This is a genomic window from Adhaeribacter aquaticus DSM 16391, assembly GCF_000473365.1.
In the GTDB taxonomy this organism is placed as follows: Bacteria; Bacteroidota; Bacteroidia; order Cytophagales; family Hymenobacteraceae; genus Adhaeribacter; species Adhaeribacter aquaticus.
In genome coordinates this window covers 703,363-724,999 of the sequence record NZ_KI421517.1, presented here as the reverse complement: position 1 = coordinate 724,999, position 21,637 = coordinate 703,363, and the positions used below count along the sequence as shown (strand labels likewise).

Genomic DNA, 21,637 nt, shown 5'->3' with positions numbered 1-21,637 from the left:
TATTAAGTATTGTTACGAGGCTGTATAAACCTGTTTAACCATGCCCGAGATGCCTTTCTTTTGCAATTTGGATTTAAACTGCTCGGCTTGGGCCCGGTTAGTAAATTTACCGGCTACTACGCGGTGAACCTTTTTGCCTTTTACCAATTCTTCGGTTAAAGCTACTGGTAAATTAACATCCAAGGCTTTTAGCTTTTCCGACTGTAGGATGGCATTGGTTTCGTCGGCAAAGGCACCAGCCTGAATAATGAAATAAGGCGTGCTTATAGAAGCAGAAGATCCCAGAGAATCAGCTTTAGTAACAAATTGCTCAGGAGTTACTAAAACTGGTGTTGCGTCCTCCGCTTCGGTACTTTCTGGCAGCGTTAAAATTTCTACTTCAACTTGGGCATAACCATCCCGAAAAACATCAAGTTTTTTGGCGGCTGCTTCTGATAAATCGATAATATGACCTTTACCTCCAAAGGGGCCCCGATCATTAATTCTTACAATTATGGATTTGTCTGAATCAAGATTGGTTACCTTTACTTTGGTGTCAAAAGGTAAAGTTGGGTGAGCGGCAGTCATTTGATTTTTGTTATAGATCTCGCCGCTGGAAGTCTTCCGACCATGATAACGCGACCCATACCAAGTTGCCGAACCTTTCTGAATGTTGCCTGTTTCTTGTGCGAAAACTGCTTCGCTTAGGCCAATAAATAAGATAAAAAGTAAGCTGAATACATAGTGTAATTTCGTTATACGCATGTGTTCATCTATTGGTGAGGCAGCAAAATTACAACAAATTTTTATAAAAACTAATTTTAAGACCTTTAGGCGCGTTCAGGGGGTGGAGCTGTGGTATCCACAGCGCTTTTGAGATAAGCGTTTAAAAACGTTTTAATTCAAAAAAATATTTTGTTACAGGCTGTTAGAGCTGTTTTTATCGAAAATTAGTACAACAATATATATATCAAACTATATATTAAAAACAGGTTAAAAAAAATCTAAAAAAAATTTCATAATCATTTTTTTTAAGCAAATTTTAGCTGAATGAGGAAGAACAAAAGGGGAAAATAGCTGGCACATTTTTATGTTTAAATTATGGAATTTGGAAAGGTAAATACCTTGGAAAATATTTTGTTTGCATTGCCTCCTGACAACCCGGCTACCACCCGGATGTTAGAAGCTACAGAAAGTATAAACTACCTAAAGCCCCAGGTGTATATTGGATGCCCTACCTGGCATAACAAACAATGGTTAGGTAGTTATTACCCTGCTGATGCTTCCGATAAAGATTTGTTGCATTGGTACAGCCGGCAATTTAATGCCATAGAAGTTAATACAACTTATTACCGCATTCCGGAGACATCTACTATTGACCGATGGCGGCAACAGGTTAGTCCTAATTTTAAACTGTGCCCAAAGGTGCCTCAGAGCATAAGTCAGGATTTAAAACTAAGTCAGGCAAGAGAACTTATAAAAATATTCAAAGAAGCTTTAACAGGTTTGCAAGAGCATCTGGGTGTAGTATTTCTTCAATTATCTCCCGCCTTTGGCCCTGAAGAAACAAATACCTTATTATCATTTTTTGAAAGTTTGCCGAAAGACTTTCCGCTGGCCGTTGAATTTCGGCATCCCGCCTGGTTTTCAAATCCAAATCAAGCTGAAATACTATGGACGGCAATGGAAGCATTAGGAATAAGTACCGTAATTACCGATGTGGCCGGCCGCCGGGATGTTTTACATGCCCGGCTTACTACCGCTACTGCTTTTATTCGCTTCAATGGGTATGGGTTACATAGAACAGACTTTAGCCGGATAGACGAATGGGTTAAACGGCTGCAATCCTGGTTAGATCAGGGATTGCAAACCATTTATTTTTTTATTCATCAGGAAGATGTAAACCACTCGGCGGCTTTGCTTAATTACTTAATAGATCAGTTAGCAAGGTTTTGTGGCATTCAATTAGCAAAAAGCAAACCTATTCCGCAGCTTATCCAGGGCAAATTGTTTTAACATAAAAAAAGGCTCCTACTTTAAACAGGAGCCTTTTTTATATTGTGATTAGGGGCTATAGCTTAAATAGATCGTCTTTAATACTTTGGTTTATTTGGACGTTTTGAATATCAGTGGCTATGCCCTGGTTGCCAACATGTAAAACCGTGCGGTGCGGCAACTTTATCCCGTGTACTTCCTGGTAATTGCCAAAATCCGTTACCTGCGTAGCATTGCCATAGTTGGTTTCCTCAATATCAATTTCCCGCAGTTTTAATCCTGTTTCAGAATCGAAATAATGAACCTGGCGAAGACCTGCCGCTGTAGTTAATTCTACGCGGTAGGCAGCTTTACCATAGATCCGTTCCATGCCAATTAAATTTCTTTTTACGCCTAGTTTATCATAATTTAAAACGGCATTGTACATTTTTAATTTCTGATTCTGGATTTCTACCGGCGCAAGGTTACGAATCTGTTTGCCACTAATTGATCTACCGGCTGCTCCATTAACCAATAGGCGTTGAGCTTCTCCTGTTTCTTGTTTGATAACTTGCTGAAATTTGTCTGTTCCTTTTTGGATCTGACTCATTTCCAAAGTAGCGGCTGGGGAAATAATCCGGCTTGTAATAGTAATGTTTTTTATTTTCTCCAGATTGGCTCTGCCGCCAAGAGCTGCAATGTAATTCTCCAATACTTTATCGGCAGTTAAACCTGCTGGTATGGTTAAAGGCGCTCTTGCTACTTTATTGCCACTTGCATCATAGTACTCTATTGTTTTATCTGAATCAAAACGAGCTAATCGGGCTTCAATATAATCGGCATCGCCTACGGCCAGAATATAGGCGTTGGAGGGCGTAATATATTTTTGGGCGGCTTCATTTACTGCCTGGGGCGTAACGGAGGCTACTTGCTTCAGGTAGTTGGTGTAATAATCTTTAGGAAGCTTGTAACGGGCAGTATTAATAGCAAATAAAGCTACGGTGGCCGGATTTTCTAAGGAACGAGCAAAATCTCCGGAAACCATATTCTGGGCTCTTTGTAGTTCAGCTGCTTCCGGCTGACCAGCACGCATTTTGTATAGCTCCAGCACCATTTGTGCTACGGCGCTATCGGTTACAGCCGTCCGAACACTGGTAAAAGCTCCAAATTGGCTGATTAATTTGCTGGGAGATATTTGTGAATAAGCGCCATATGTATAGGCATGTTTTTCTCTCAGATTATTCATTAACCGGGAGTAAGATCCCCCCAAAATAGTATTCATTACCCCTGTTGGGATTACTACCGGACTTCCTGGTTTTAAATCAGCAATGTTTGAATAGGATAAAACTGTTTGCACAGAACCGGGCCGATCTATAATGGCTACTCTGGTTCCTTCTACCGGAGCAGGAGTGGGCAAAGTATGAGTAGGTACCTGACCTTTTTTCCAGGAGGCAAAATATTTGTTAACTAGTTTTTTTGCTTCTTTTTCGGTTATGTCTCCAACAATAGCTAAGTAACCCACATTAGGTTTAAAATAATTGTTGTAATATCCCTGCACATCAGTTAAGGAAATATTATCAATGGTTTTTTCGGTAAGTTGCTCACCGAAGGGGTGATTTTTACCAAATAACAAAGTGTTCCGAACCATGTTCTCCACCGAATTAGGATCAGATTTGGCAGAGGCCAGACCTGCTTGCATTTGCTGCTTTAATTTATCTAGTTCTTCCTGCTTAAACTGTGGGTTCAGTAAAACATCGGCTGTCAACTCAAATAATTTTACAACATGTTTCTTTAAAGAAGATGCATTAATGCCATCGGCATCGGTTTCCAGGCTGGCGCCAATGTAATCTATCTCCTCATCTAATTGCTCTTTGGTGCGGGTTTTAGTACCGGTGCGAAGCATAGAGCCGGTTATATTTACATAACCATTTTTCTCACCCTGTAAAAAAGGATCGTTATCTAAAATCAAGGCCAATGAAACAGTTGGAACTTTGTGATTTTCTACCACAAATACTTTTAAGCCATTTTTTAAATCAAAAGTATGCGGTTCGCCTACCTTTATTTCGGGTGCCGGACCCGGCGGCGGCGGCGTTTGTCTGGTTTGGGCAAAAACGGCTGGCATGCCTAAAAGAAAAGCCAGCAGGAAACTTACTATATTTTTCATTTTACTTATCTCTTGTTAATTAACGCTGGGTAGTTTTAGGTAAATAATGAAGAACTACACGGTTCTCTTTCGTTAGGTACTGGTTAGCTACCCGGGTAATATCGTTCTTGGTTACATTTAAATATTTTTGTAACTCTGTATTAATTAAGTTGGTGTCTTTGTAGAAGAGCTGGTAAGTAGCTAGTTGTTCGGCTAATCCAAAGTTGGAAGTGAATTTTTGTACAAATTTGTTCTCAATCTGGTTACGCAGCTTTTGAAACTCCCGGTCAGTTAAAGGTTCTTTCTTAATGCGCTCTATTTCGGCATCCATGGCCCGTTCTACTTCATTGGCATCCTTTCCTAAATTGGCAATGGCAAAAGCCAGAAATAGTCCGGGATTTTCCAGTTCCATCGGAAAAGAACCCACGTAGGTAGCTATTTGCTGCTGATCTACAAGAGCTTTATTCAGACGGGCACTTTCGCCACCAGATAGTAAATTGGTAAGCATACTAATGGCATAAAAATCCGGGGAGCCTAACTGGGGGATGTGATAAGCCTGCACTACAGCCGGTAACTGTATTTCATCAAAAACAATTTCCCGTTTCTCTAAAGTTTGTGGTGGTTCCTGTACTGTAGGCCGGATAATCCCGCGGGTGCCCCGGTTTATAGAGCCGAAATGTTTTTGAATTAATTCCTTGCTTTGGTTGATATCTATATCGCCCGAAATACTTAGGACAGCATTGTTAGGAACATAATACGTTTTGTAGAAATCTGTAAACTCATCTAAAGTAGCCTGATCGATGTATTGATCTGATCCAATAGGTACCCACCGATAGGGATGTACTGAATAAGCATTGGCGAAAGCCTTCTCTAATATGGTACCGTATGGTTGGTTATCAATCCGTTGCTTTTTTTCTTCTTTTACAACTGCCCGCTGGGTTTCTACAGCCGCCCGATCTATTTTTGCACTGCGCATGCGCTCAGCCTCCAGCCACAATCCCAGTGCTAATTGGTTAGATGGTAAAACTTCATAATAAAAAGTCCGGTCGAAACTAGTGTTGGCATTATGTTCGCCACCTGCTTGCTGAACCAAAATAGGGAATTGTCCAGGGCCAACATTTTCTGAGCCGGCAAACATTAAATGTTCAAAGAAATGGGCAAAGCCAGTACGATTAGGTAATTCATTTTTAGAGCCAACGTGGTACATGACCGAAACAGCTACAATGGGCGTAGACTTATCCTGGTGCAATATTACGTGCAGGCCGTTGTCAAGCGTATACTCCGTGAAATTTATCTTATTGCTTTGCGCGGAACTAACTAACCCTCCGCAGAGCAACAGACAGGTAAATAAAAACTTTTTCATAAAGGAAACTAATAGCTAAATACAAAGGTGATTGAGAAGCAAATATATAGGTTTGCTTAAAGATTTTACCTCTTTCTAAATAAAACAGGCAGAAGTCAAAAGAATTATATACTTGCTGCAATTTTATAAATATTAGCCTGCTTTGTCTGGATAACCAAGGAGGTGTAGGAGTGGCATTAAAGGATTTGACAGGAAGGAGGTAGTAACAACAAAAGACCTGCCTTATTAGGGCAGGTCTTTTGTTACGCTATATAATATTGTATATTTATTATTTTAAAGAACTTATTGTAGAGGCATTAGTAGCTTTTTTTAAGGCCAGGTAATTTTGTTGTTGCTTAGGCGAAAGCGTAGAGATTAAATTTTTATCAAATTGTTCTTCTATTTCAGCAACTTTCTTTTGCTTTACCTCCGGATCATTCGCATACTTTTCGGTTGCTTCCTGAATAGCCAATAACTTTTCAAAAGTAAAGTTTTTAACTTTTATGTATTCAAGCTCATTAAGTCCAATTTTTTGAGCTAATTCCCTGGTTAATGCAGTTGCCTGTGATTTTAATTCTTCCGGGTTACTTTCAGCTGCCTGAGCAGTGACTAACGCTAACAAAAGGAATATAGAAGTAAATAGTTTTTTCATGCTGATATATCAATTAAAAATATTTAACACTTAAATTGATGTTTATTAATTAGTTAACATTGGTGATATTGGGTCTTTAATACGGATGAGAAAAGGCCTGGTTTTCTTAAAAATTTAATTACAGGCTATTTTGGGTCTTAATTAATTGTATTATTTTTATTTAACTATTTCACAAAGAAAAATTTATCGTGGCGGTAAAGTTATTTTGTGCCACCTTTAAGTAAATTCAATGAAAATTCAACCTTTTAAATATAGATAAATATTTATATGTATAATAAATATTTATCAAAATAAATAAAAAAAATATTGGTTTAGTGCCATGTATGGTGACTGATAATAAAACAAGAGCGGCTCTTACAGGAGCCGCTCTTGTTTTATTATTGCTTCTAAAGTAAAAGGAGATTATAAACCTAGAGATTTTAGAAATGCTTGTTGGTTAGGTTCTCTTCCTAAGAATTCCTTTACCAGATCAAATTCATCGCGGCTGGAACCGCTGGCTAAAATTAGGTTACGATAACGTAAGCCAGTTTTTTGGTCCATTATACCATTTTTCTCAAATACCGAAAACATATCCTCCGCATAAACTTTGCTCCAGAGGTAGCCATAATAGCTGGCGCCATAACCCGTTAGATGGCCAAATGCAGCCTGAAAGTTTGTGCCTTCTACAAAAGAGTAGGGCATTATTCTGTTATAAACTTCCTTTAATATATCTGTTGTAGTTTGTGGGCTGTTTGGATCGTATTTGTCGTGTAAAGTCATATCCAGGGTGCCATACAAAATTTGGGCAGAAGCGGCAAGGCCAGATCCTACGTTGCGCGAAGCCAGCATATTCTGGTACAGGCTCTGGGGCAGTACTTCGCCGGTTTTATAATGTTTGGCAAATAACTTAAGAGAATTATAATCCCAAACCCAATTCTCAAAAATTTGAGAAGGCGCCTCCACAAAATCTCGTTTTACTGAAGTGCCCGACTGACTGGCTAGTTCGGCTTTGGTAAGCATGTTGTGCAGTACATGTCCAAATTCGTGAAAAAAAGTTTCTGCCTGGGCATGCGTTAACAGCGCCGGCTTGTCGGCGGTAGGTGCATTAAAATTACAAAGTAAGGCTGCAGTTGGTATTTGATAGCCTTGGCTATAAGCTTTACCTTTCTGAATTGGAAAGCAGGCTGCATGCGTGTATTTATTTTCACGTGGATACAAATCCAGGTAAAAACGGCCAATTGTAGCGCCATTTTGTTTTACCTCAAACAAACGGACATCCGGATGCCAAACCTCAGCATTTTTAACTTCTTCGTATTTTACATCAAATAAATGTTGGGTAGTCTGGAATAGGCCGTCCAGTACATTATTCATCGGAAAATATTCTTTAAGCTTCTCCTGATCTAATTGATATTTATCTTTTACCAGTAGATTATTAAAATAAGAAACTTCCCAAGGATTTAGAGTAGCAATAGTTGTGTTTTTAGTGTACTTCCGTTTAACGTCTAAAAGTTCATTTACATCCTGTTGCGTTTTTTGCTTTACCTGTTCTATTAGTTTGTTCTCAAAATCCCAAACGGTAGTGGGCGTTTTAACCATCCGGCTAGCTGTGAGGTAGGCGGCATAGGTTGGGTAGCCGAGTAAATTGGCTTTTTTCTGCCGTTCAATTAAAAGTTGCTTTAACAGAGTCAGGTTTTTATCAGAAGCACGATTATTATACTTTATAAATAAAGCTTTCCGGGCAGCATCCGAGTCGGCATATTTCATAAAAGTAGAATAGGCCGGTCCATCTAATCCAATTATATATTTATCGCCTTCTTTTTTGCGGCTATTAATATAATCTTCCGGTAAACCCTTCATGTCTGCTTCGCCAACCAGCAATTGATCTTTGTAGGCAGCAATGTTATTGTTGAAGCTAAGCGTTAGTTCAGATATTTTATCGTTTATCTTTTGCAGTTCCTGACGTTTATCAGCAGGTAGCGCAAAACCATTGCGCTCAAAGTCTTCTATTAATTCATTGACAAATTTTTTCCGGCCCCCGGTTAGCTTTTGCGCATCCTTAGCGTAAGCTTTAACTGCCTGGTAAAGTTTTTCATCCAGACTTAGTTGGTTGTCATATTTATCTAAAACCTCCAGGCTACGCAAGGCCTGGTTCCGAATAGCTGAATCCGGACTGGCATTAGCTAAAATGTTGATGGTGCCGGCTATGGTGTTAAAATGATCATATAAATTATCCAAAGCCAATGCGGTGTTTGCAAAGGTGTGTTGGCCGTTTTTAATGTTATATATTTTAACTAAAGAGGCTTTAGAATCAGCCATAACCTGTTCGGTAGCAACTTTTATATCAGCAGGAGAGACTTTATTAAAGTTTATTCTCTGGTTAAAACTAATTAAAATAGGGTTATTAGCTGCGGGACGTGCCTGTACTGTAAAAGGTAAGCAGAGGTACACCATCAGCAGGTAAGCCTGCCAGTTTTGAGTTATTAGTTTTAATGAGTTTTTAGACATCTTGTTTTGGTATTCTTAAATTTATATACTTAAATATAAATTAATTGGCAGAGTTATAAAAGGTTTATTGCAATTTTTAAAGGATAATGACCGGGAATTTAATTTCAATCTAAGCTCGCTATACTTTTTTATATAGCTACAAATGGTAAGGAGAGTTTTTTAAAAAGTAAAAATTGATGTTAAGGCGCTTTGCGAAAAATGACGTTTTGTTTAATACCCTTTGGGCAGAGATATTCCTTTTAGTTTGCGGTATAAGTTAATAGCTGCCTGGTCTGTAAGCCCTGATATAAAATCTGTAATTTGTAAAATCCGCTCGTATTCATCCGGATGTACCTGTCGGTTCATGTCTAGATACTGATCCGGAATAAGATCGAGTATTTTCTGGTGTCGGCGTGATTGTGGCTTGAAAACGGCATTCAAAAATATATCCAGCAGACCGCCCAGTACCTCAAAACCAGCTGCCTCAATTTCCAGCACTGCCCGGTTTTTGTATATAGATTCTATTGATAGCTTTTTTATTTGATTCAGGATTGTTTTACTTGATACTTCCGAGATTAAAGGATTGTCGTAAGTTCCTGCTAAAATTTCGGTTTCGTTGGCTAAAAATATCTCAGCGGTTTCGGCTATTAATTTGCTGATTATTTTTGCCCGTAAAAATCCAATCTGCTCGCGCCAATCATAGAATTCTAACCGCGACTTCTTCCCTTCGGGCATTTCCAGTATAGCTTTAAGGAGGTTCTCGGCTGTATCTTTAGGAATTAAGCCTAACCGGCAACCATCTTCAAAGTCAATTATCCGGTAACAAATATCATCGGCGGCTTCCACTAAAAAGGCAAGCGGATGCCTGTGATAAAAAATTTCACCTGTTTGTGTTTTGGAAAGCAGACCCAATTCGTCGGCAATCGTTTTAAACCAGATTTTCTCGCTTTGGAAAAAGCCGTATTTTTTTTCACTGGTATTTTTAGTGTCAGGTATTTTGGGCAGGCTTTCTTTAGGATATTTGGTAAAAGTAGCCAATGTGGTATAGGTTAGGCTTAGCCCGCCGGGTAAACTGCATTGGGCTGGGTAGGTATGGGTTAAAATCCGGAAACCAGCGGCATTGCCTTCAAAGTTTTGCAAATCAGCTTGCTGCGTATCTGTTAAGTTTTGTAAAAAGACAGAGGCCTCCGGGCCCTGAAAAAATGCTGAAATGGCATCTTCACCGGAATGGCCAAAAGGCGGATTGCCAATATCATGGGCCAGACAGGCTGCAGCCACTATATCCCCAAAATTAGCTTCATTAATCAGGTTGCTCTTTTCTAACCCCGGATATTTTTCCAGGATTTTTTTCCCTACTATTCGGCCCAGAGAGCGGCCAACGCAAGATGTTTCCAGGCTATGTGTTAAGCGGGTATGTACAAAATCGCTTTCGGGCAAGGGCATTACCTGGGTCTTGTTTTGCAGGCGCCGAAAAGCTGATGAAAAAACGATCCGATCGTAATCGCGCTGAAACTCCCCCCGAACCATTTCCTCTGATTCCGATAAAGATTGTTGCCCCTCGTACCGTTTGCGCGAAAGAAGTTTCTCCCAGTTCATTTGTGTTATATTGCTCATGCCTATTGGTAACTAGTAGGGCCTGAATGTACAGCACAAATAAAGAAAAGAAAACAATTAGCTTAATAAGGTTTAAAGTTTTATAAATTTTACAGCGTTTGAATTATTGCCCTGTGTGTACTGTAATACATAAAAGCCTTTGCCTAATCCTGCCACATTCAGGTAAAACGGATTTTCGCCTTTGTTTACCCGTCTGATAGCTTGCGCATGAACTTTGCCTACGGAATCAAAAATACGTAAGGTTACATCGCCGCTGGTTGGAGCTTGGTACTCAAAATGCAATTGTTCATTTAGTAATGGATTAGGGAAAATACGGACTGTAGCCACTGCTGCTTCGGTGCCTACCTGCCTGATAGGAGAATAGCTGAATTGCTGGTTGGTAAAAACAATTCGCAAGCGGTAATAGGTAAGGCCGGGCAGGTTAATGGGGTCTGTACTGCTGTAGGTATTGTTGTTGCCGGTGGCTTTTACCTGGCCAATCCGAAACCATCGGATGGCATCTGAGCTACGCTCTATGGCATAATAATTTATATTTTGCTCGTTCCGGCTTGTCCAGGAAAGCTGCGTGGGCCCATCTGGCTGCCTGGAAACAGAAAAGCTAAGTAAAGCAGGAGGTAGGGTGCAGTCAGTACTTATTAAAGGTTGCATGGGTAAAACTGCACAAAAGTTAGGCTGAAAGCTTCGACTAACAACATAATTGCCCCCATTAATGTCGCTCCGAGCATTTAGCATGCGGTTTACCCGGTTGTTGGCAATGGCATAGTGCATTACGGCTCCTGGTTGAATAAGATGCCCCAATTGGTGAGCATGCCCAAGTTCGTGTAAGGTTACGGTTTCAAAATCGTATTGGCCCGATATTGGATTGCCTTGGCTAAAGTTCCAGGCTATATTTATATTAAATTCAAAATCTAACTCACGAGCAAAATAATCGTTACGGCCCTTAAGTTCACATCCTTCGTATCGGCTAATAGTCCGGCCTAAAACATTGGCCGGTAAAGAGCTACCCGCTACAAACCTAACCGTATTAATATTGTCAGAAGCCGTGGAGGCTGGCGCCTGTACCTGCTCATTGGTTCGCCAATTTACAGTAGTATAACACGTCCAGTTTTGCAACGAGCGGGTAAAGGCCTGGCGGGCCGCTTCCGGAAAGTTTGCAAATTGAAAGGTATAGCCACCTAGGTTATCTTTGTCTATCAAATGCGCCGGGTAAGCAACATCATCCTTGGTAACATTAGAAACAGCAAAGTTTATAATAAGCATGTTGGAGCTGGTATTGCTCTGAAGTTGGTTGTTGGTTACGCGGATCTGGCCAGTTCCGGCTACTCCGCCGCCGTCTGCAGTAGTACTTGGTACCCGTACTTTAATAGTGTTATCACTCCACGATATATAGTCAGAAGCAAGTGGTTTAATAAAAGTAGCACCACCATCATTAGCATTTCTGAATTCAACAAAACCATTTCCCCGGGTTGCACCAAAATTAGAACCAGAAATAGTTAAAACAGCATTTGTGCCGGCCGAGATACTATCCGGAGAAAAACTATTAAATACTGGTGTGGCCTGGGTGCGGGCTGCGGGGTTGGCCAAGCCCGAGGTGCGTGTTACCGCAGCTTCTAATTCGGGATTTGGGCTAATTACCTTTATGTTAATTGACGGATGCTGCCTAAGCATTAGGTACAGTTGGTTCGAAATGCTGGAATAGAATTGAAAAGGCTCCTGGGCTTCGTCTAAGGGCAGGTTATACCGGATAAAGCCTTGCATACTGCTGTATACACTAAATATTGGAGAGGTAGTGACAGTGGGATTTGGTAACTTAGAGGCTTCTAAAAACAATATGCCCTGCTGATTACGTGTAAATGTTAAAGTGGAGGAGAAATGGTGGGTTGTGGTTCCAATTGTGCCGCCCTCAGTAATTACTTCTATAGCTGTTTTCCCTTGCGGTAATTCGCCTTTCAAGGTTTTAAAAACCTGTATCTGGTTACTAGTATAAATGTTCTGATGTTGGCTGTCCCAATAAGAATATTGTTTAGTTACTTTGCCTTCAATAATTAAAACAGAATTTGCAATTCTATCAGGTAAGGAAGCGGGTATTATCATGCAGGCTTCCTGGGCTTGCGTAGGTAAGCTTTTTAATAAAAGTGAAATAGTAAAAAAGAAGAGTAATATTTTATGGTGTAAATAATTTATAGACATAATACTGCTTTTTTACAAAGTGGGATACTCCTTATTTAGCTCCTGAAAGATCTATAAAATACTTTCAATATTAAAGAGGCCTAATATTTATTTTAACTAGATATTTATAGCTGTATTAGGTGAAAAATTTACTATTCATCATTACCAATTGCTCAGTACTATGTTAGTATACGTAGCTATTTTTCTAAACTTAAATAGCTACGTAAACCCTTTATAGATGGATGTTTACCTTTTCAAAATGCGGAAATATAATTTGACCTTTTGAGGTATTACACTAATGAAAGCAGGTAATGCACTAATTTCCAGGCTCCGTACACTAACAGGAACAGCAGAATAAGAATTACCAGAATAACCATGAAGATAATACCGTTTCCACTTCCCATGTATTTTCCTTCCTGGTAATGTTTTTTAAGCAGATTTACATTGCGTTGGTTAGCCTTGAAAGTGAAATCAAAAATATTTCCAATAATGGGAATACTTCCTATTATTGTATCTAAGGCAAGGTTGCCCAGCATCAGTATCCAGACTTTGCGGCTTACCCCATACTTTAGCATAGTTAGAAGTAAGCCTGCCGAAATAGCAAAACTAGCTACACTGCCACCAATAGGAATAAAACTTAAAATAGGATCTAATCCAAATCTGAAATTGGTGCCCGGTACTTTAAACTGATTATCCATAAACGTGGAAACAGCCTCAATCCAGCGGAGCCTCGGGTCAGTAGCGGGAGTATTTGCAGGTTCCATTAGAAATATTTAGAAGTTTTTTAGCTTTACGTAGCAAAAACTAAAGTGATATTGAATTGTTACTAATTGGTGGTGGCCAAGATAGATTTTAATTTTATAAAAGTTCTCAATGGATATAAAAGCATTGCCGGTATACTTTTAATTTTATCCTGCCCTCAGCTTTTAGCCGCCATACCTCCCGATAGCATGGCGACTTGTACGGATAAGATTTTGATTAGTACTTTCTCCAACGATGCTACCTTTCGAACTGATTATTATTTCACGCAGGGCATTACCTTGAACATGGTTTGGCCTGAACTACAGAAATCTCCTTTAACTAAACTAACCATTAAGAGCCGCAACCCGGCTAAACGGTATTATGGAGTAGCGGTGGTATATGATGGATTTACCCCGCTAAAAATTACAGATCCTAATTTGCGATATAACGATCGTCCCTATGCCGCTTATATTTATACATCGCATTACCTGGTTTTAAATAACCCGCTAAAGAACTGGCGAATTTCTAGTGGGGTAGATATTGGGATTATAGGTCCGGAAGCCGGGGCTAAGGGTTTCCAGACAAAGGTACATGAATGGACAAATAACCCTAAGCCATTGGGTTGGGATTATCAGGTTCGGACAGATTTGGTGCTGGGTTATCGGGTTGAACTGCAAAAACAACTACTTTCCTTTGGTAATACTTTTGAATTAATAGGAGGTGGAAAAGTTGCTTTAGGAACGCTAAATACCAATGCCGCGGGCACTATTTTGGCCCGGGTCGGAAAACTAAACTCCTATTTCCAAAATTTAGGTGTATCGTCAAAAGAGAATAGGGTAAATCTTCAAAGATTTCAATTTTATGCACAAGGTAGTTTGGAGGCCCGGGTTGTAGGTTACAATGCTACCCTTCAGGGTGGGTTATTAAATAAAACCAGCCCCGCTGTTTTACGGGCAGATCAGATAAAAAGGGGCATCTGGCATAAAACAGCTGGTTTGGTTTGTGCTTATAAAGGTTTTGGCTTTGGTTCATCAATAATTTGGAGCACTCCTGAATTTATTGGTGCCCGCCACCACAAGTGGATACAATTTAATTTAGCAGTTGCTTTTTAATCATTGAAATTGGGTTTTAGCTAAATTCCTAAATTTTTGATTAGCTGATATTCTATGGCGATTCTAATAATAAGTTGAAATAATTATATCTTTTTGTTTAACCTAATATTTAGAGTTTCGTAGAACCATAATTGCAGATATCATAAATATCTTTATAATTTTTATTTGGAAAATGCTGGAATTTTTTAGAAGAACATTTAATAGTTCTTAAAATAGACAAGGGACGGGGCTAAAAATTTATTTAATTATTGGCAGCTACTACACCCCAAAAGTTAGAAGTGTAAAAGCTTACAGAAAAATAACACTTTATTTAAACTATCTGGAACAAAAATTACAGATTAATGTTTGACTAAAGCAAGTTAAATGTTTCTGTCTTTTTTACAATAAGTTCAAGAAGTAAAAAGACTATTAAGTATGTGAATTTTTTTTGCATTAGCATTATAATAAATTCAATGGTAGTGGTGGTTTGTTAAATATATTATATGATAATATCAAGGATTTGTTAATTTTTGCAACAAAAGTTTGGTATCTGCTTATAAAGCATTAACTTAGTGTACAAATAGATCAGGTAATAAGGAGTGAGTTTATATTTTCAATAAGGGTATGGCAAACAAATACAGAACGTTGTTTAAGTGGATCAATGTCTTGACGGATTATTTTCTCTTAAACTTTTGCCTTTTTATCGCTTTACTGGTTAATGATCTGTATCCGGCTTCAGGCGATTTGCCGGAGTACTACAAGGTGAACTTTTTGCTTTTAAACCTGTTTTGGGCCTACTGCAGCAAAATAGTTGGTCAATACAACAATGTCATCTACCGGGATGCGGGTCCTACTATGCTGGATACGCTGTACGTATTGTTGCTGTATTTCTGTGCGGCTTTTGGCTTAGGAATGCTTTTTCCGCGTTTCAGCTTTCCGTTTGAATTTACTTTGCATTCAGTTGCCCTGCTGTCTTTTTTGATTATGTTCTGGAAGTTCAACTTCCTGGTGATCCGCCGCTCCAAGCGCCGCTTCTGGATGGACTTTACCAAAGTAGTTATTGTGGGAGCTGGTCCGGTAGGCATGAAAATGGCTGACTATATTTCTTCTAATCCACAGCTGGGATATAAGGTAGAAGGTTTCTTTGATAATAATGCAGCTCCGGCCAAGGACGGCTACAGCATCCTGGGCAAAGTAGAAGAATGTATGGCATATGTAAGTGCTGCCGGTATCCGGGAAATGTACTGCGCGTTGCCTAATAAAGATCTGAAGACCATTAAGTCGCTCATGCAGCTGGCCGATAAGCACATGGTGCGGTTTAGGATGCTGCCGGACATGAACGAGTTGCTGGCACAGAATATTCTTTCCAGTGCGGATTATCGTCTGCCGGTTCTTTCCCCGCGGGTAGAGCCGCTGGAGAACAAGGCAAACGAGCTGCTGAAGCGAATTTTTGATATTTCTTTTTCCCTGCTGATTTTAGTGTTTGTGCTGAGCTGGGTTATTCCGCTGGTGGGGTTGATCATCAAGCTGGATTCCAAAGGACCGGTTTTCTTCAAGCAGTTGCGATCCGGTAAAAACAACCAGCCCTTCTATTGCTTTAAGTTCAGGAGTATGGCTGTTAATGCAGATTCCGATAACAAGCAGGCTACGAAAGGGGATATGCGGGTAACGAAAGTAGGGGCCTTTCTGCGCAAGAGCAGCATTGATGAGCTGCCGCAGTTTATCAACGTGTTACTGGGAGATATGTCAGTAGTGGGACCTCGTCCGCACATGCTTAAGCATACAGAAGATTATTCCGGGGAAATAGAGAACTACATGGTGCGTCACTTCCTTACACCCGGTATAACGGGTTGGGCGCAGGTAAACGGCTACCGGGGCGAAACAAAAGAAACAGAAAGTATGGCCAAGCGGGTAGAGGCAGATATCTGGTATCTGGAGAACTGGTCGTTGCTGCTCGACATCAAGATTGTGTTTTTGACGGTGTGGCAGGCGATCCGGGGCAGTGAGAACGCCTACTAAGGAAAGCACTACAAATAAAGCTACTAAAGGAGCTAACAGAACAAATTCACCAGCAGTCAGCGAAAGCGTTAAAGCTGCTAAAGTGAAAAGGTTCCGTTAGCTCTTCTGCTTTTCTACCGCTCCTGTTTATTAATTCTTATGGCCGCGTATAATTCCTCGTTTGCCCAACAACCTATTTTAGAACCTATTTAAAGAAAATTATTTACTGAGTCTAGTTTCAGACTACACCCTTCTTTCTAAACTAATTCTCCCTGACCTCATTTTTATGCCCGTACATGTTGGTAGTTGACCTCAATGGAATTATTTGGTTGTCTACAGCTATCAAGCAACACCGCCTATAGGTAAACAAAAAATAATGGGGAATTGCAATAAAAATATTTCACTTCTGAGTTTCGGTATTAAGCCCATCACGAAAAAGTTAAATAGATTTTTTACCTAATATATTTTTATAATAATCTGAAAACTTATGATTTAGTTAGTCTAGCTAGCATTCTAAATTTATATTATAGAGGAAGTACATTTGCCGAATAGTATCAAAAATATTTAATGTCCTATCTTTGTTTTGCAAAGCAACTACTGAATTATATCAGTATATGATTAAATTATAAATAAAATATGCAGAATACCTTTGGTAGACCTATAATACCATCTAATGAAGAAGAACGGTTAGTGAAGTTACATAGCCTGGATATATTAGGTTCTTATGATGAGCAAGGGCCATTTAAACACATAGCTGCTATTGCCTCACGGTTGTTTAATGTACCTATTGCCTTGGTTAATTTAGTTGATAGAGATTTTGTTAGAACAAAGGCAGATGTTGGCATGAACGGGGTAACGGAAGTACCCAGAGGCACCAGCCTTTGCTCCCTGGCAATACTCAACGATGATGTTACTGTTTTTGAGGATGCTAAGCAAGATCCTTGTTTGCTGGCAAACCCATTAGTAACAGGAGACTTTGGATTGCAGTTTTATGCAGCAGCTCCTTTAAAAACATCTGATGGATTTAATGTAGGTGCTGTTTGTATTGTAGATAAGAAGCCCAGGGAATTCTCCGCTTCTGACCAGAAAATGTTGGAAAGTTTGGCCGCTGTGGTAATGGAAGAGATTGAAAAAGATAAGAATTAACCAAGGATTAATTTATTAAGGTATTGAAATAAAAATATTTGTTATCAATACATTTTACTTTTGAATAATTGTATTGATAACAAATATTAACGTCTTGCGCTACTAATAAGCTTAACCAAAATAATTATAATAAAAATAGCCTGCCATTACGGGCAGGCTATTTTTATTATAAAGAGACATAAAATTTAGGGCTGTGTTTTTTACCTAACGTAGATAGAATTAACTCGCGGGTAGTTGTAAAATCAAATAGTCGTTTCCAGTACGGGAGTTTTACCATAATACTTTTTCCGAAACCAATAAGCCAGATTAACCAAACCTATTAAAGCCGGAACCTCAATCAATGGTCCTACTACTCCGGCAAAAGCTTGTCCTGAATTCAATCCAAAAACCCCAATAGCTACTGCAATTGCTAATTCAAAATTATTTCCGGTTGCCGTAAAGGCTACGGAGGCATTCTGCGCATAGTTCGCGCCTAGTGCTTTTCCCATATAGATGCTTACAACAAACATAATAGCAAAATAGATGCCTAGTGGAATGGCAATTCGTACAACATCTAATGGAATGCGCACAATCAAATTCCCTTTCAAACTAAACATGACCACAATGGTAAATAGCAGGGCGACTAAAGTAATTGGGCTTATAGCCGGTATAAATACCTGATTATACCATTCGTCACCTTTTAAACTACGAAGGATAAAGCTAGATAAGAATCCGAATAAAAAAGGAATTCCCAGGTATATACTTACACTCTCAGCAATAGCACCCATGCTTATATCTACTATTTGGCCTTCCAGGCCAAACCAGATTGGCAAAACGGTTATAAATACAAAAGCAAAAACACTGTAAAATAAAACCTGAAAAATACTATTAAAGGCTACCAATCCCGCCGCATATTCCCGGTCGCCTTCGGCCAGTTCATTCCACACCAACACCATGGCAATACACCGGGCCAGGCCAATTAAAATAATGCCAACCATATACTCCGGGTAATCCCGTAGAAATATAATGGCCAAAAAGAACATAAGCACGGGGCCAATAATCCAGTTTAACACCAGTGATAAAGTAATGATTTTAATGTTTTCGAATACCCGTCCTAGTTGGGCATATTTTACTTTTGCCAAAGGTGGGTACATCATTAAAATCAGTCCGATAGCAATAGGCACATTTACGCCACCTGCCTGAAAAGAATTTATAAGTTGCTCGCTTTCCGGATAAACATATCCGATAAGTACCCCAACGGCCATGGCCAGGAATATCCATAAGGTTAAAAATTGGTCTAAGCGCGAAAGGCGCTTTCGTTTATCTATATTACACTGACTCATATTATTTATTATTCTTACTTTTAAAAATTAAGCTGTCCGTAACATACCGGCGAACTCATTGGGTAATGGGCTGGCTTCTATGGCTTGCGCCGCTTTCTCTACATCATAAGCCACCCGAATAAATTCGACTTTAATGCTATCTGGATTAGTTAAAGTACTTGCAGGAGTAAGCTCCAGAATTACGTAGCAGCTGCGAGAGTCACCGTCTTTGGGCTTACCAACCGAACCAATATTTATGGCATGGCGGTACCGGGTTTGTTTTTCTTTGTCATAGGGTAACACCCGGTGGTATGGCTTGTGCGTATGACCAAAGAACATAATATCGGCCTGAGCCTCTTCAAACATGTGCAGAAAGCTTTTTTCCGGCCTATCCTCAAAAAGGTACTCATTTATTTTGCGGGGACTGCCGTGAACCAGCAGCACATCCAGTTTATTCTCAGCCTTTGACTCATCCATAAATGTTAAGCGCAGATGGCGCGGCAGCATTCTTAAATATTGGCGCGTTTCTTCCGTAACAATGCTATTGGTATAGTCTATAGATTGCTGGCCTAAACTTTTATCGGTGTCGGTTTTATAGGCGCAACCACAATTAGGACTAGCCAGGCCTACGCCTTCATCGTAATTTCCGGCAATAGTGGGAATTTTCCTTTGCCGGATGGCTGCTACTACTTCGTTGGGCCAAGTAGCATAACCAACTAAATCACCTAAACAGTAAACAGCATCTAGGTTTTGTTTGTCCATGTCGGCAAAAACAGCTTCTAAGGCCGGTAGGTTGGCGTGTATATCACTAAAAAGGGCTATTCTCATAAAAATTTTCAAGGTTTATTTGCCAGACGCGTTCTAATTCAGGATGTAAGTAGTTGTAAACTCCTGGCAATAAGTTTTAATTTGATCCCGCACCTGTCTAAATAAGACTTTAATATCTTCATCTGTTCCTGTCGCCTTTGCCGGATCTGTAAAGTTTTGATGAAAACGGGTTGCCTGGGAAGGGAAGTAAGGGCAGTTTTCCCGGGCATGGTCGCAAACGGTTATAATGTAGTCAAAGGTCACCTCCTGATACTCATCAATGTGGTTGGAAGTATGCTTTTGAAATATCTAAACCGCCTTCGGCCATGGTAGCAATTGCTTTTGGGTTTACACCATGTGTTTCTATGCCGGCGCTATATATATTTGCCTGATCCTGAGAAAAATAACGGAGATACCCTTCGGCTATCTGGCTTCGGCACGAATTGCCCGTACATAGAACAAGTATGTTTTTCATGATAGGTAATAATAGTAGATCAGAAAGGTATCTGCTGGTTTAGCTGGTAAATAACCTTTTAATTAGCAGCAGCCTGAGCCCGGAGCACAGCTGGTGTTAGCAGAAATAGTTGGTAATTGGATTAATTGAACTTTCTTTTTCTCTGTAACAGGAGCACAACATTCTTCTCCTTTATCGTTAACGCCACAACTACCGCCACGCTCTACCGCCTTACACTGCACAGAGTCCGGAGAAAGGTTGATGATAAAGTTTTCACCGGAAGAGATAAACTCACCTGGGTACATCTGGCGGGTTGCAAACGTAGAGTTGCCAAATTCTATTTTTACAATTCCTAACGGATTAAGCGGTAAAACTTTCTCTACTGTAGCAATAATAGATAGCGCTTTACTCACTTTCATTTCCCGGTTGCTGTCCCGTTGCTCCGGCTCCCATAACTGTACAATTATTTCCGTCCAGCTATTGAGTTGGCCGCCACAATCAACAGAAATAATAGGAGCTTGCTTAATTTCTGTAATATGATAAGAAACATCCACCAGTTGTTCTTCGCCATACTGAAACTGTAAATGTTTTTCAGGATGCTGCAATAATTCGTTTTTGAAAGATTGCCAATTCATTAAGTTTGGATTGTTCATAATATCGCAATTTTACGATTAATAGTGATAAAAAATTTTAACAGCATTTATCCTGGCATTCCACCGGATTAGCAAAAAGGTTAAAGAATACATCTCTTACTTCTTCCCATTTGTGCTTATCAATGCAGTAACATACACTTGTACCTTCTACAGTCCCTTTTATTAATCCTACAGCCTTTAATTCTTTTAAATGTTGGGAAACAGTAGCCTGAGCTAGTGGCAATACATCTACCAGATCTCCGCAGATACAGGTTTTTTGTTTTAGTAAATACTGGAGAATGGCTACGCGAGCAGGATGCGCTATAACTCTAGCATAAACAGCTACTTTATTTTGCTCTTCTTTAAAGTTTTGTGTTTTTGTTACTCCCATGCTATTTTGCTTAATCGTAAAATTGCGATTAATGTTTTAAATTAAAAAGTTTAACAGAAATTTGATGTGTAAAATTTAAAGAAGGTAATATGAATTTAGTTTTTATGAATCTTGTATGGAAATTTAGCTACTTAAAATTTCTAAAATAAACTAAAGGCATATAGTTAGCTAATAATCAAAGGAACTAGCTGATCATCATCAAATAAGGTTTAAAAGAAGGATACTTATAAGTAGGAATTAAGGAGTGGATTAAAAATAAATAAGGATAGTCAACAATCAATATACTAAATTTTACAAATTTTCACATAAAAAAAGCCAGCTGGGCGGCTGGCTTAGTGGATTAAGTGGTAGGTAAAGTAAAGGTTAAATGGTATTAGGTAAAGGTTAAAGAGCAGCCAGTAAGTTAGCTTGTTTAGCGGCTAAGTAAGCAGCGAAAGCTTTCTGTTGGTTCTGGTTTAGTAAGGCTAATACTTGAGCAGTATGAGTTTCCTGTATCTGGTGTAGTTTTACATGCAGTTCTACTGAAGCGGCTTCCATTGTTTTTTGTACCTGTTGCACATCCGCTAACTGCGTTTCAGTTAACTTCTTGATCTGGATGTATTCATATTCGTTAAAGCGAAGCAACTCCTGCAAGTGACGAACTTCTATTCGGGCTGTCTGTTCCAGAGCAGCATCAAAACGTTGCTGATCTTTTGCCCCATTGGCAAAAGTTACAGTAGAAAGGATCAGGGTGAAGGCCA

Annotated in this window: 19 protein-coding genes; 4 read left to right on the top strand and 15 right to left on the bottom strand. The window is 39.5% G+C overall.

All coding sequences use genetic code 11. From position 1 onward, the window contains the following. Positions 1–12: 12 nt before the first annotated feature. On the bottom strand, positions 13–744 hold the full coding sequence (locus tag ADHAQ_RS0105200; RefSeq protein WP_026462041.1) for a septal ring lytic transglycosylase RlpA family protein: 732 nt from the start codon (positions 742–744) through the stop codon (positions 13–15). A 336-nt stretch (positions 745–1,080) separates the two neighbouring features. On the opposite strand from ADHAQ_RS0105200, the gene ADHAQ_RS0105195 reads away from it, so the two are divergent. Then, the gene (locus ADHAQ_RS0105195) at positions 1,081–1,995 is read left to right on the top strand and encodes a DUF72 domain-containing protein (RefSeq protein WP_026462040.1); all 915 of its coding nucleotides are present in this window, start codon (positions 1,081–1,083) and stop codon (positions 1,993–1,995) included. 55 nt (positions 1,996–2,050) lie between these two features. Here the strand turns inward: ADHAQ_RS0105195 and ADHAQ_RS0105190 are convergent, their stop codons facing one another. From ADHAQ_RS0105190 to ADHAQ_RS0105160, 7 genes are all read right to left on the bottom strand, one after another. Further along, entirely contained in the window at positions 2,051–4,117 is a 2,067-nt protein-coding gene (locus ADHAQ_RS0105190; RefSeq protein WP_026462039.1) for an insulinase family protein, read from the bottom strand. A 19-nt stretch (positions 4,118–4,136) separates the two neighbouring features. After that, positions 4,137–5,459, bottom strand: a complete 1,323-nt coding sequence (locus ADHAQ_RS0105185; protein WP_026462038.1) for a M16 family metallopeptidase — start codon at positions 5,457–5,459, stop codon at positions 4,137–4,139. Between the two features lie 268 nt (positions 5,460–5,727). After that, complete coding sequence (locus ADHAQ_RS0105180; protein ID WP_026462037.1) at positions 5,728–6,090, bottom strand: hypothetical protein; 363 nt, start codon at positions 6,088–6,090, stop codon at positions 5,728–5,730. 402 nt (positions 6,091–6,492) lie between these two features. Then, positions 6,493–8,574: a M3 family metallopeptidase gene (locus ADHAQ_RS0105175; protein WP_026462036.1), complete on the bottom strand. Its 2,082-nt coding sequence runs from the start codon at positions 8,572–8,574 to the stop codon at positions 6,493–6,495. 210 nt (positions 8,575–8,784) lie between these two features. Beyond that, the gene (locus tag ADHAQ_RS0105170; RefSeq protein WP_051359721.1) at positions 8,785–10,167 is read right to left on the bottom strand and encodes a deoxyguanosinetriphosphate triphosphohydrolase; all 1,383 of its coding nucleotides are present in this window, start codon (positions 10,165–10,167) and stop codon (positions 8,785–8,787) included. A 72-nt stretch (positions 10,168–10,239) separates the two neighbouring features. Next, positions 10,240–12,357 (bottom strand): T9SS type A sorting domain-containing protein, encoded by a 2,118-nt coding sequence (locus ADHAQ_RS24565; RefSeq protein ID WP_034256595.1) that lies wholly within the window; start codon positions 12,355–12,357, stop codon positions 10,240–10,242. Between the two features lie 269 nt (positions 12,358–12,626). Beyond that, positions 12,627–13,100, bottom strand: coding sequence for a DUF4112 domain-containing protein (locus ADHAQ_RS0105160; protein WP_034256594.1), 474 nt, complete (start codon positions 13,098–13,100; stop codon positions 12,627–12,629). 186 nt (positions 13,101–13,286) lie between these two features. Here ADHAQ_RS0105160 and ADHAQ_RS0105155 point away from each other — a divergent pair, with 186 nt between their 5' ends. The 3 genes from ADHAQ_RS0105155 (at position 13,287) to ADHAQ_RS0105145 (ending at position 17,312) form a co-directional block, all read left to right on the top strand. Beyond that, positions 13,287–14,189 carry a lipid A deacylase LpxR family protein gene (locus ADHAQ_RS0105155; protein WP_157433348.1) on the top strand — a complete coding sequence of 301 codons (903 nt, stop codon included), beginning with the start codon at positions 13,287–13,289 and terminating at the stop codon, positions 14,187–14,189. A gap of 603 nt (positions 14,190–14,792) precedes the next feature. After that, positions 14,793–16,187: an undecaprenyl-phosphate glucose phosphotransferase gene (locus ADHAQ_RS0105150; RefSeq protein ID WP_026462032.1), complete on the top strand. Its 1,395-nt coding sequence runs from the start codon at positions 14,793–14,795 to the stop codon at positions 16,185–16,187. 615 nt (positions 16,188–16,802) lie between these two features. Next, positions 16,803–17,312 carry a GAF domain-containing protein gene (locus tag ADHAQ_RS0105145; RefSeq protein WP_026462031.1) on the top strand — a complete coding sequence of 170 codons (510 nt, stop codon included), beginning with the start codon at positions 16,803–16,805 and terminating at the stop codon, positions 17,310–17,312. A 242-nt stretch (positions 17,313–17,554) separates the two neighbouring features. Here ADHAQ_RS0105145 and arsB read toward each other — a convergent pair whose 3' ends face one another. The 7 genes from arsB to ADHAQ_RS24555 all read right to left on the bottom strand — a co-directional run. Further along, positions 17,555–18,634, bottom strand: coding sequence for an ACR3 family arsenite efflux transporter (arsB, locus tag ADHAQ_RS0105140; RefSeq protein ID WP_026462030.1), 1,080 nt, complete (start codon positions 18,632–18,634; stop codon positions 17,555–17,557). 27 nt (positions 18,635–18,661) lie between these two features. Beyond that, entirely contained in the window at positions 18,662–19,441 is a 780-nt protein-coding gene (locus tag ADHAQ_RS0105135) for a metallophosphoesterase family protein (protein WP_026462029.1), read from the bottom strand. Between the two features lie 33 nt (positions 19,442–19,474). Continuing rightward, positions 19,475–19,684, bottom strand: coding sequence for a low molecular weight phosphatase family protein (locus ADHAQ_RS28945; protein WP_342667270.1), 210 nt, complete (start codon positions 19,682–19,684; stop codon positions 19,475–19,477). A 13-nt stretch (positions 19,685–19,697) separates the two neighbouring features. Next, on the bottom strand, positions 19,698–19,895 hold the full coding sequence (locus ADHAQ_RS28940) for an arsenate reductase/protein-tyrosine-phosphatase family protein (RefSeq protein WP_342667269.1): 198 nt from the start codon (positions 19,893–19,895) through the stop codon (positions 19,698–19,700). Between the two features lie 62 nt (positions 19,896–19,957). Beyond that, positions 19,958–20,527, bottom strand: a complete 570-nt coding sequence (locus tag ADHAQ_RS0105125; RefSeq protein WP_026462028.1) for a DUF6428 family protein — start codon at positions 20,525–20,527, stop codon at positions 19,958–19,960. 37 nt (positions 20,528–20,564) lie between these two features. Continuing rightward, a complete protein-coding gene (locus ADHAQ_RS0105120; RefSeq protein ID WP_026462027.1) occupies positions 20,565–20,897 on the bottom strand; it encodes an ArsR/SmtB family transcription factor in 333 nt (110 codons plus the stop codon). A gap of 384 nt (positions 20,898–21,281) precedes the next feature. Next, positions 21,282–21,637 (bottom strand): hypothetical protein (locus ADHAQ_RS24555; protein WP_034256593.1); only part of this gene is annotated, 356 nt, incomplete at its 5' end.

Bases quoted from the DNA above. Each gene is read 5' to 3' on its own strand.
- ADHAQ_RS0105200 (WP_026462041.1), bottom strand. From the start codon at position 744: ATGCGTATAACGAAATTACACTATGTATTCAGCTTACTTTTTATCTTA.
- ADHAQ_RS0105195 (WP_026462040.1), top strand. From the start codon at position 1,081: ATGGAATTTGGAAAGGTAAATACCTTGGAAAATATTTTGTTTGCATTG.
- ADHAQ_RS0105190 (WP_026462039.1), bottom strand. From the start codon at position 4,117: ATGAAAAATATAGTAAGTTTCCTGCTGGCTTTTCTTTTAGGCATGCCA.
- ADHAQ_RS0105185 (WP_026462038.1), bottom strand. From the start codon at position 5,459: ATGAAAAAGTTTTTATTTACCTGTCTGTTGCTCTGCGGAGGGTTAGTT.
- ADHAQ_RS0105180 (WP_026462037.1), bottom strand. From the start codon at position 6,090: ATGAAAAAACTATTTACTTCTATATTCCTTTTGTTAGCGTTAGTCACT.
- ADHAQ_RS0105175 (WP_026462036.1), bottom strand. From the start codon at position 8,574: ATGTCTAAAAACTCATTAAAACTAATAACTCAAAACTGGCAGGCTTAC.
- ADHAQ_RS0105170 (WP_051359721.1), bottom strand. From the start codon at position 10,167: ATGAGCAATATAACACAAATGAACTGGGAGAAACTTCTTTCGCGCAAA.
- ADHAQ_RS24565 (WP_034256595.1), bottom strand. From the start codon at position 12,357: ATGTCTATAAATTATTTACACCATAAAATATTACTCTTCTTTTTTACT.
- ADHAQ_RS0105160 (WP_034256594.1), bottom strand. From the start codon at position 13,100: ATGGAACCTGCAAATACTCCCGCTACTGACCCGAGGCTCCGCTGGATT.
- ADHAQ_RS0105155 (WP_157433348.1), top strand. From the start codon at position 13,287: ATGGCGACTTGTACGGATAAGATTTTGATTAGTACTTTCTCCAACGAT.
- ADHAQ_RS0105150 (WP_026462032.1), top strand. From the start codon at position 14,793: ATGGCAAACAAATACAGAACGTTGTTTAAGTGGATCAATGTCTTGACG.
- ADHAQ_RS0105145 (WP_026462031.1), top strand. From the start codon at position 16,803: ATGCAGAATACCTTTGGTAGACCTATAATACCATCTAATGAAGAAGAA.
- arsB (WP_026462030.1), bottom strand. From the start codon at position 18,634: ATGAGTCAGTGTAATATAGATAAACGAAAGCGCCTTTCGCGCTTAGAC.
- ADHAQ_RS0105135 (WP_026462029.1), bottom strand. From the start codon at position 19,441: ATGAGAATAGCCCTTTTTAGTGATATACACGCCAACCTACCGGCCTTA.
- ADHAQ_RS28940 (WP_342667269.1), bottom strand. From the start codon at position 19,895: ATGAAAAACATACTTGTTCTATGTACGGGCAATTCGTGCCGAAGCCAG.
- ADHAQ_RS0105125 (WP_026462028.1), bottom strand. From the start codon at position 20,527: ATGAACAATCCAAACTTAATGAATTGGCAATCTTTCAAAAACGAATTA.
- ADHAQ_RS0105120 (WP_026462027.1), bottom strand. From the start codon at position 20,897: ATGGGAGTAACAAAAACACAAAACTTTAAAGAAGAGCAAAATAAAGTA.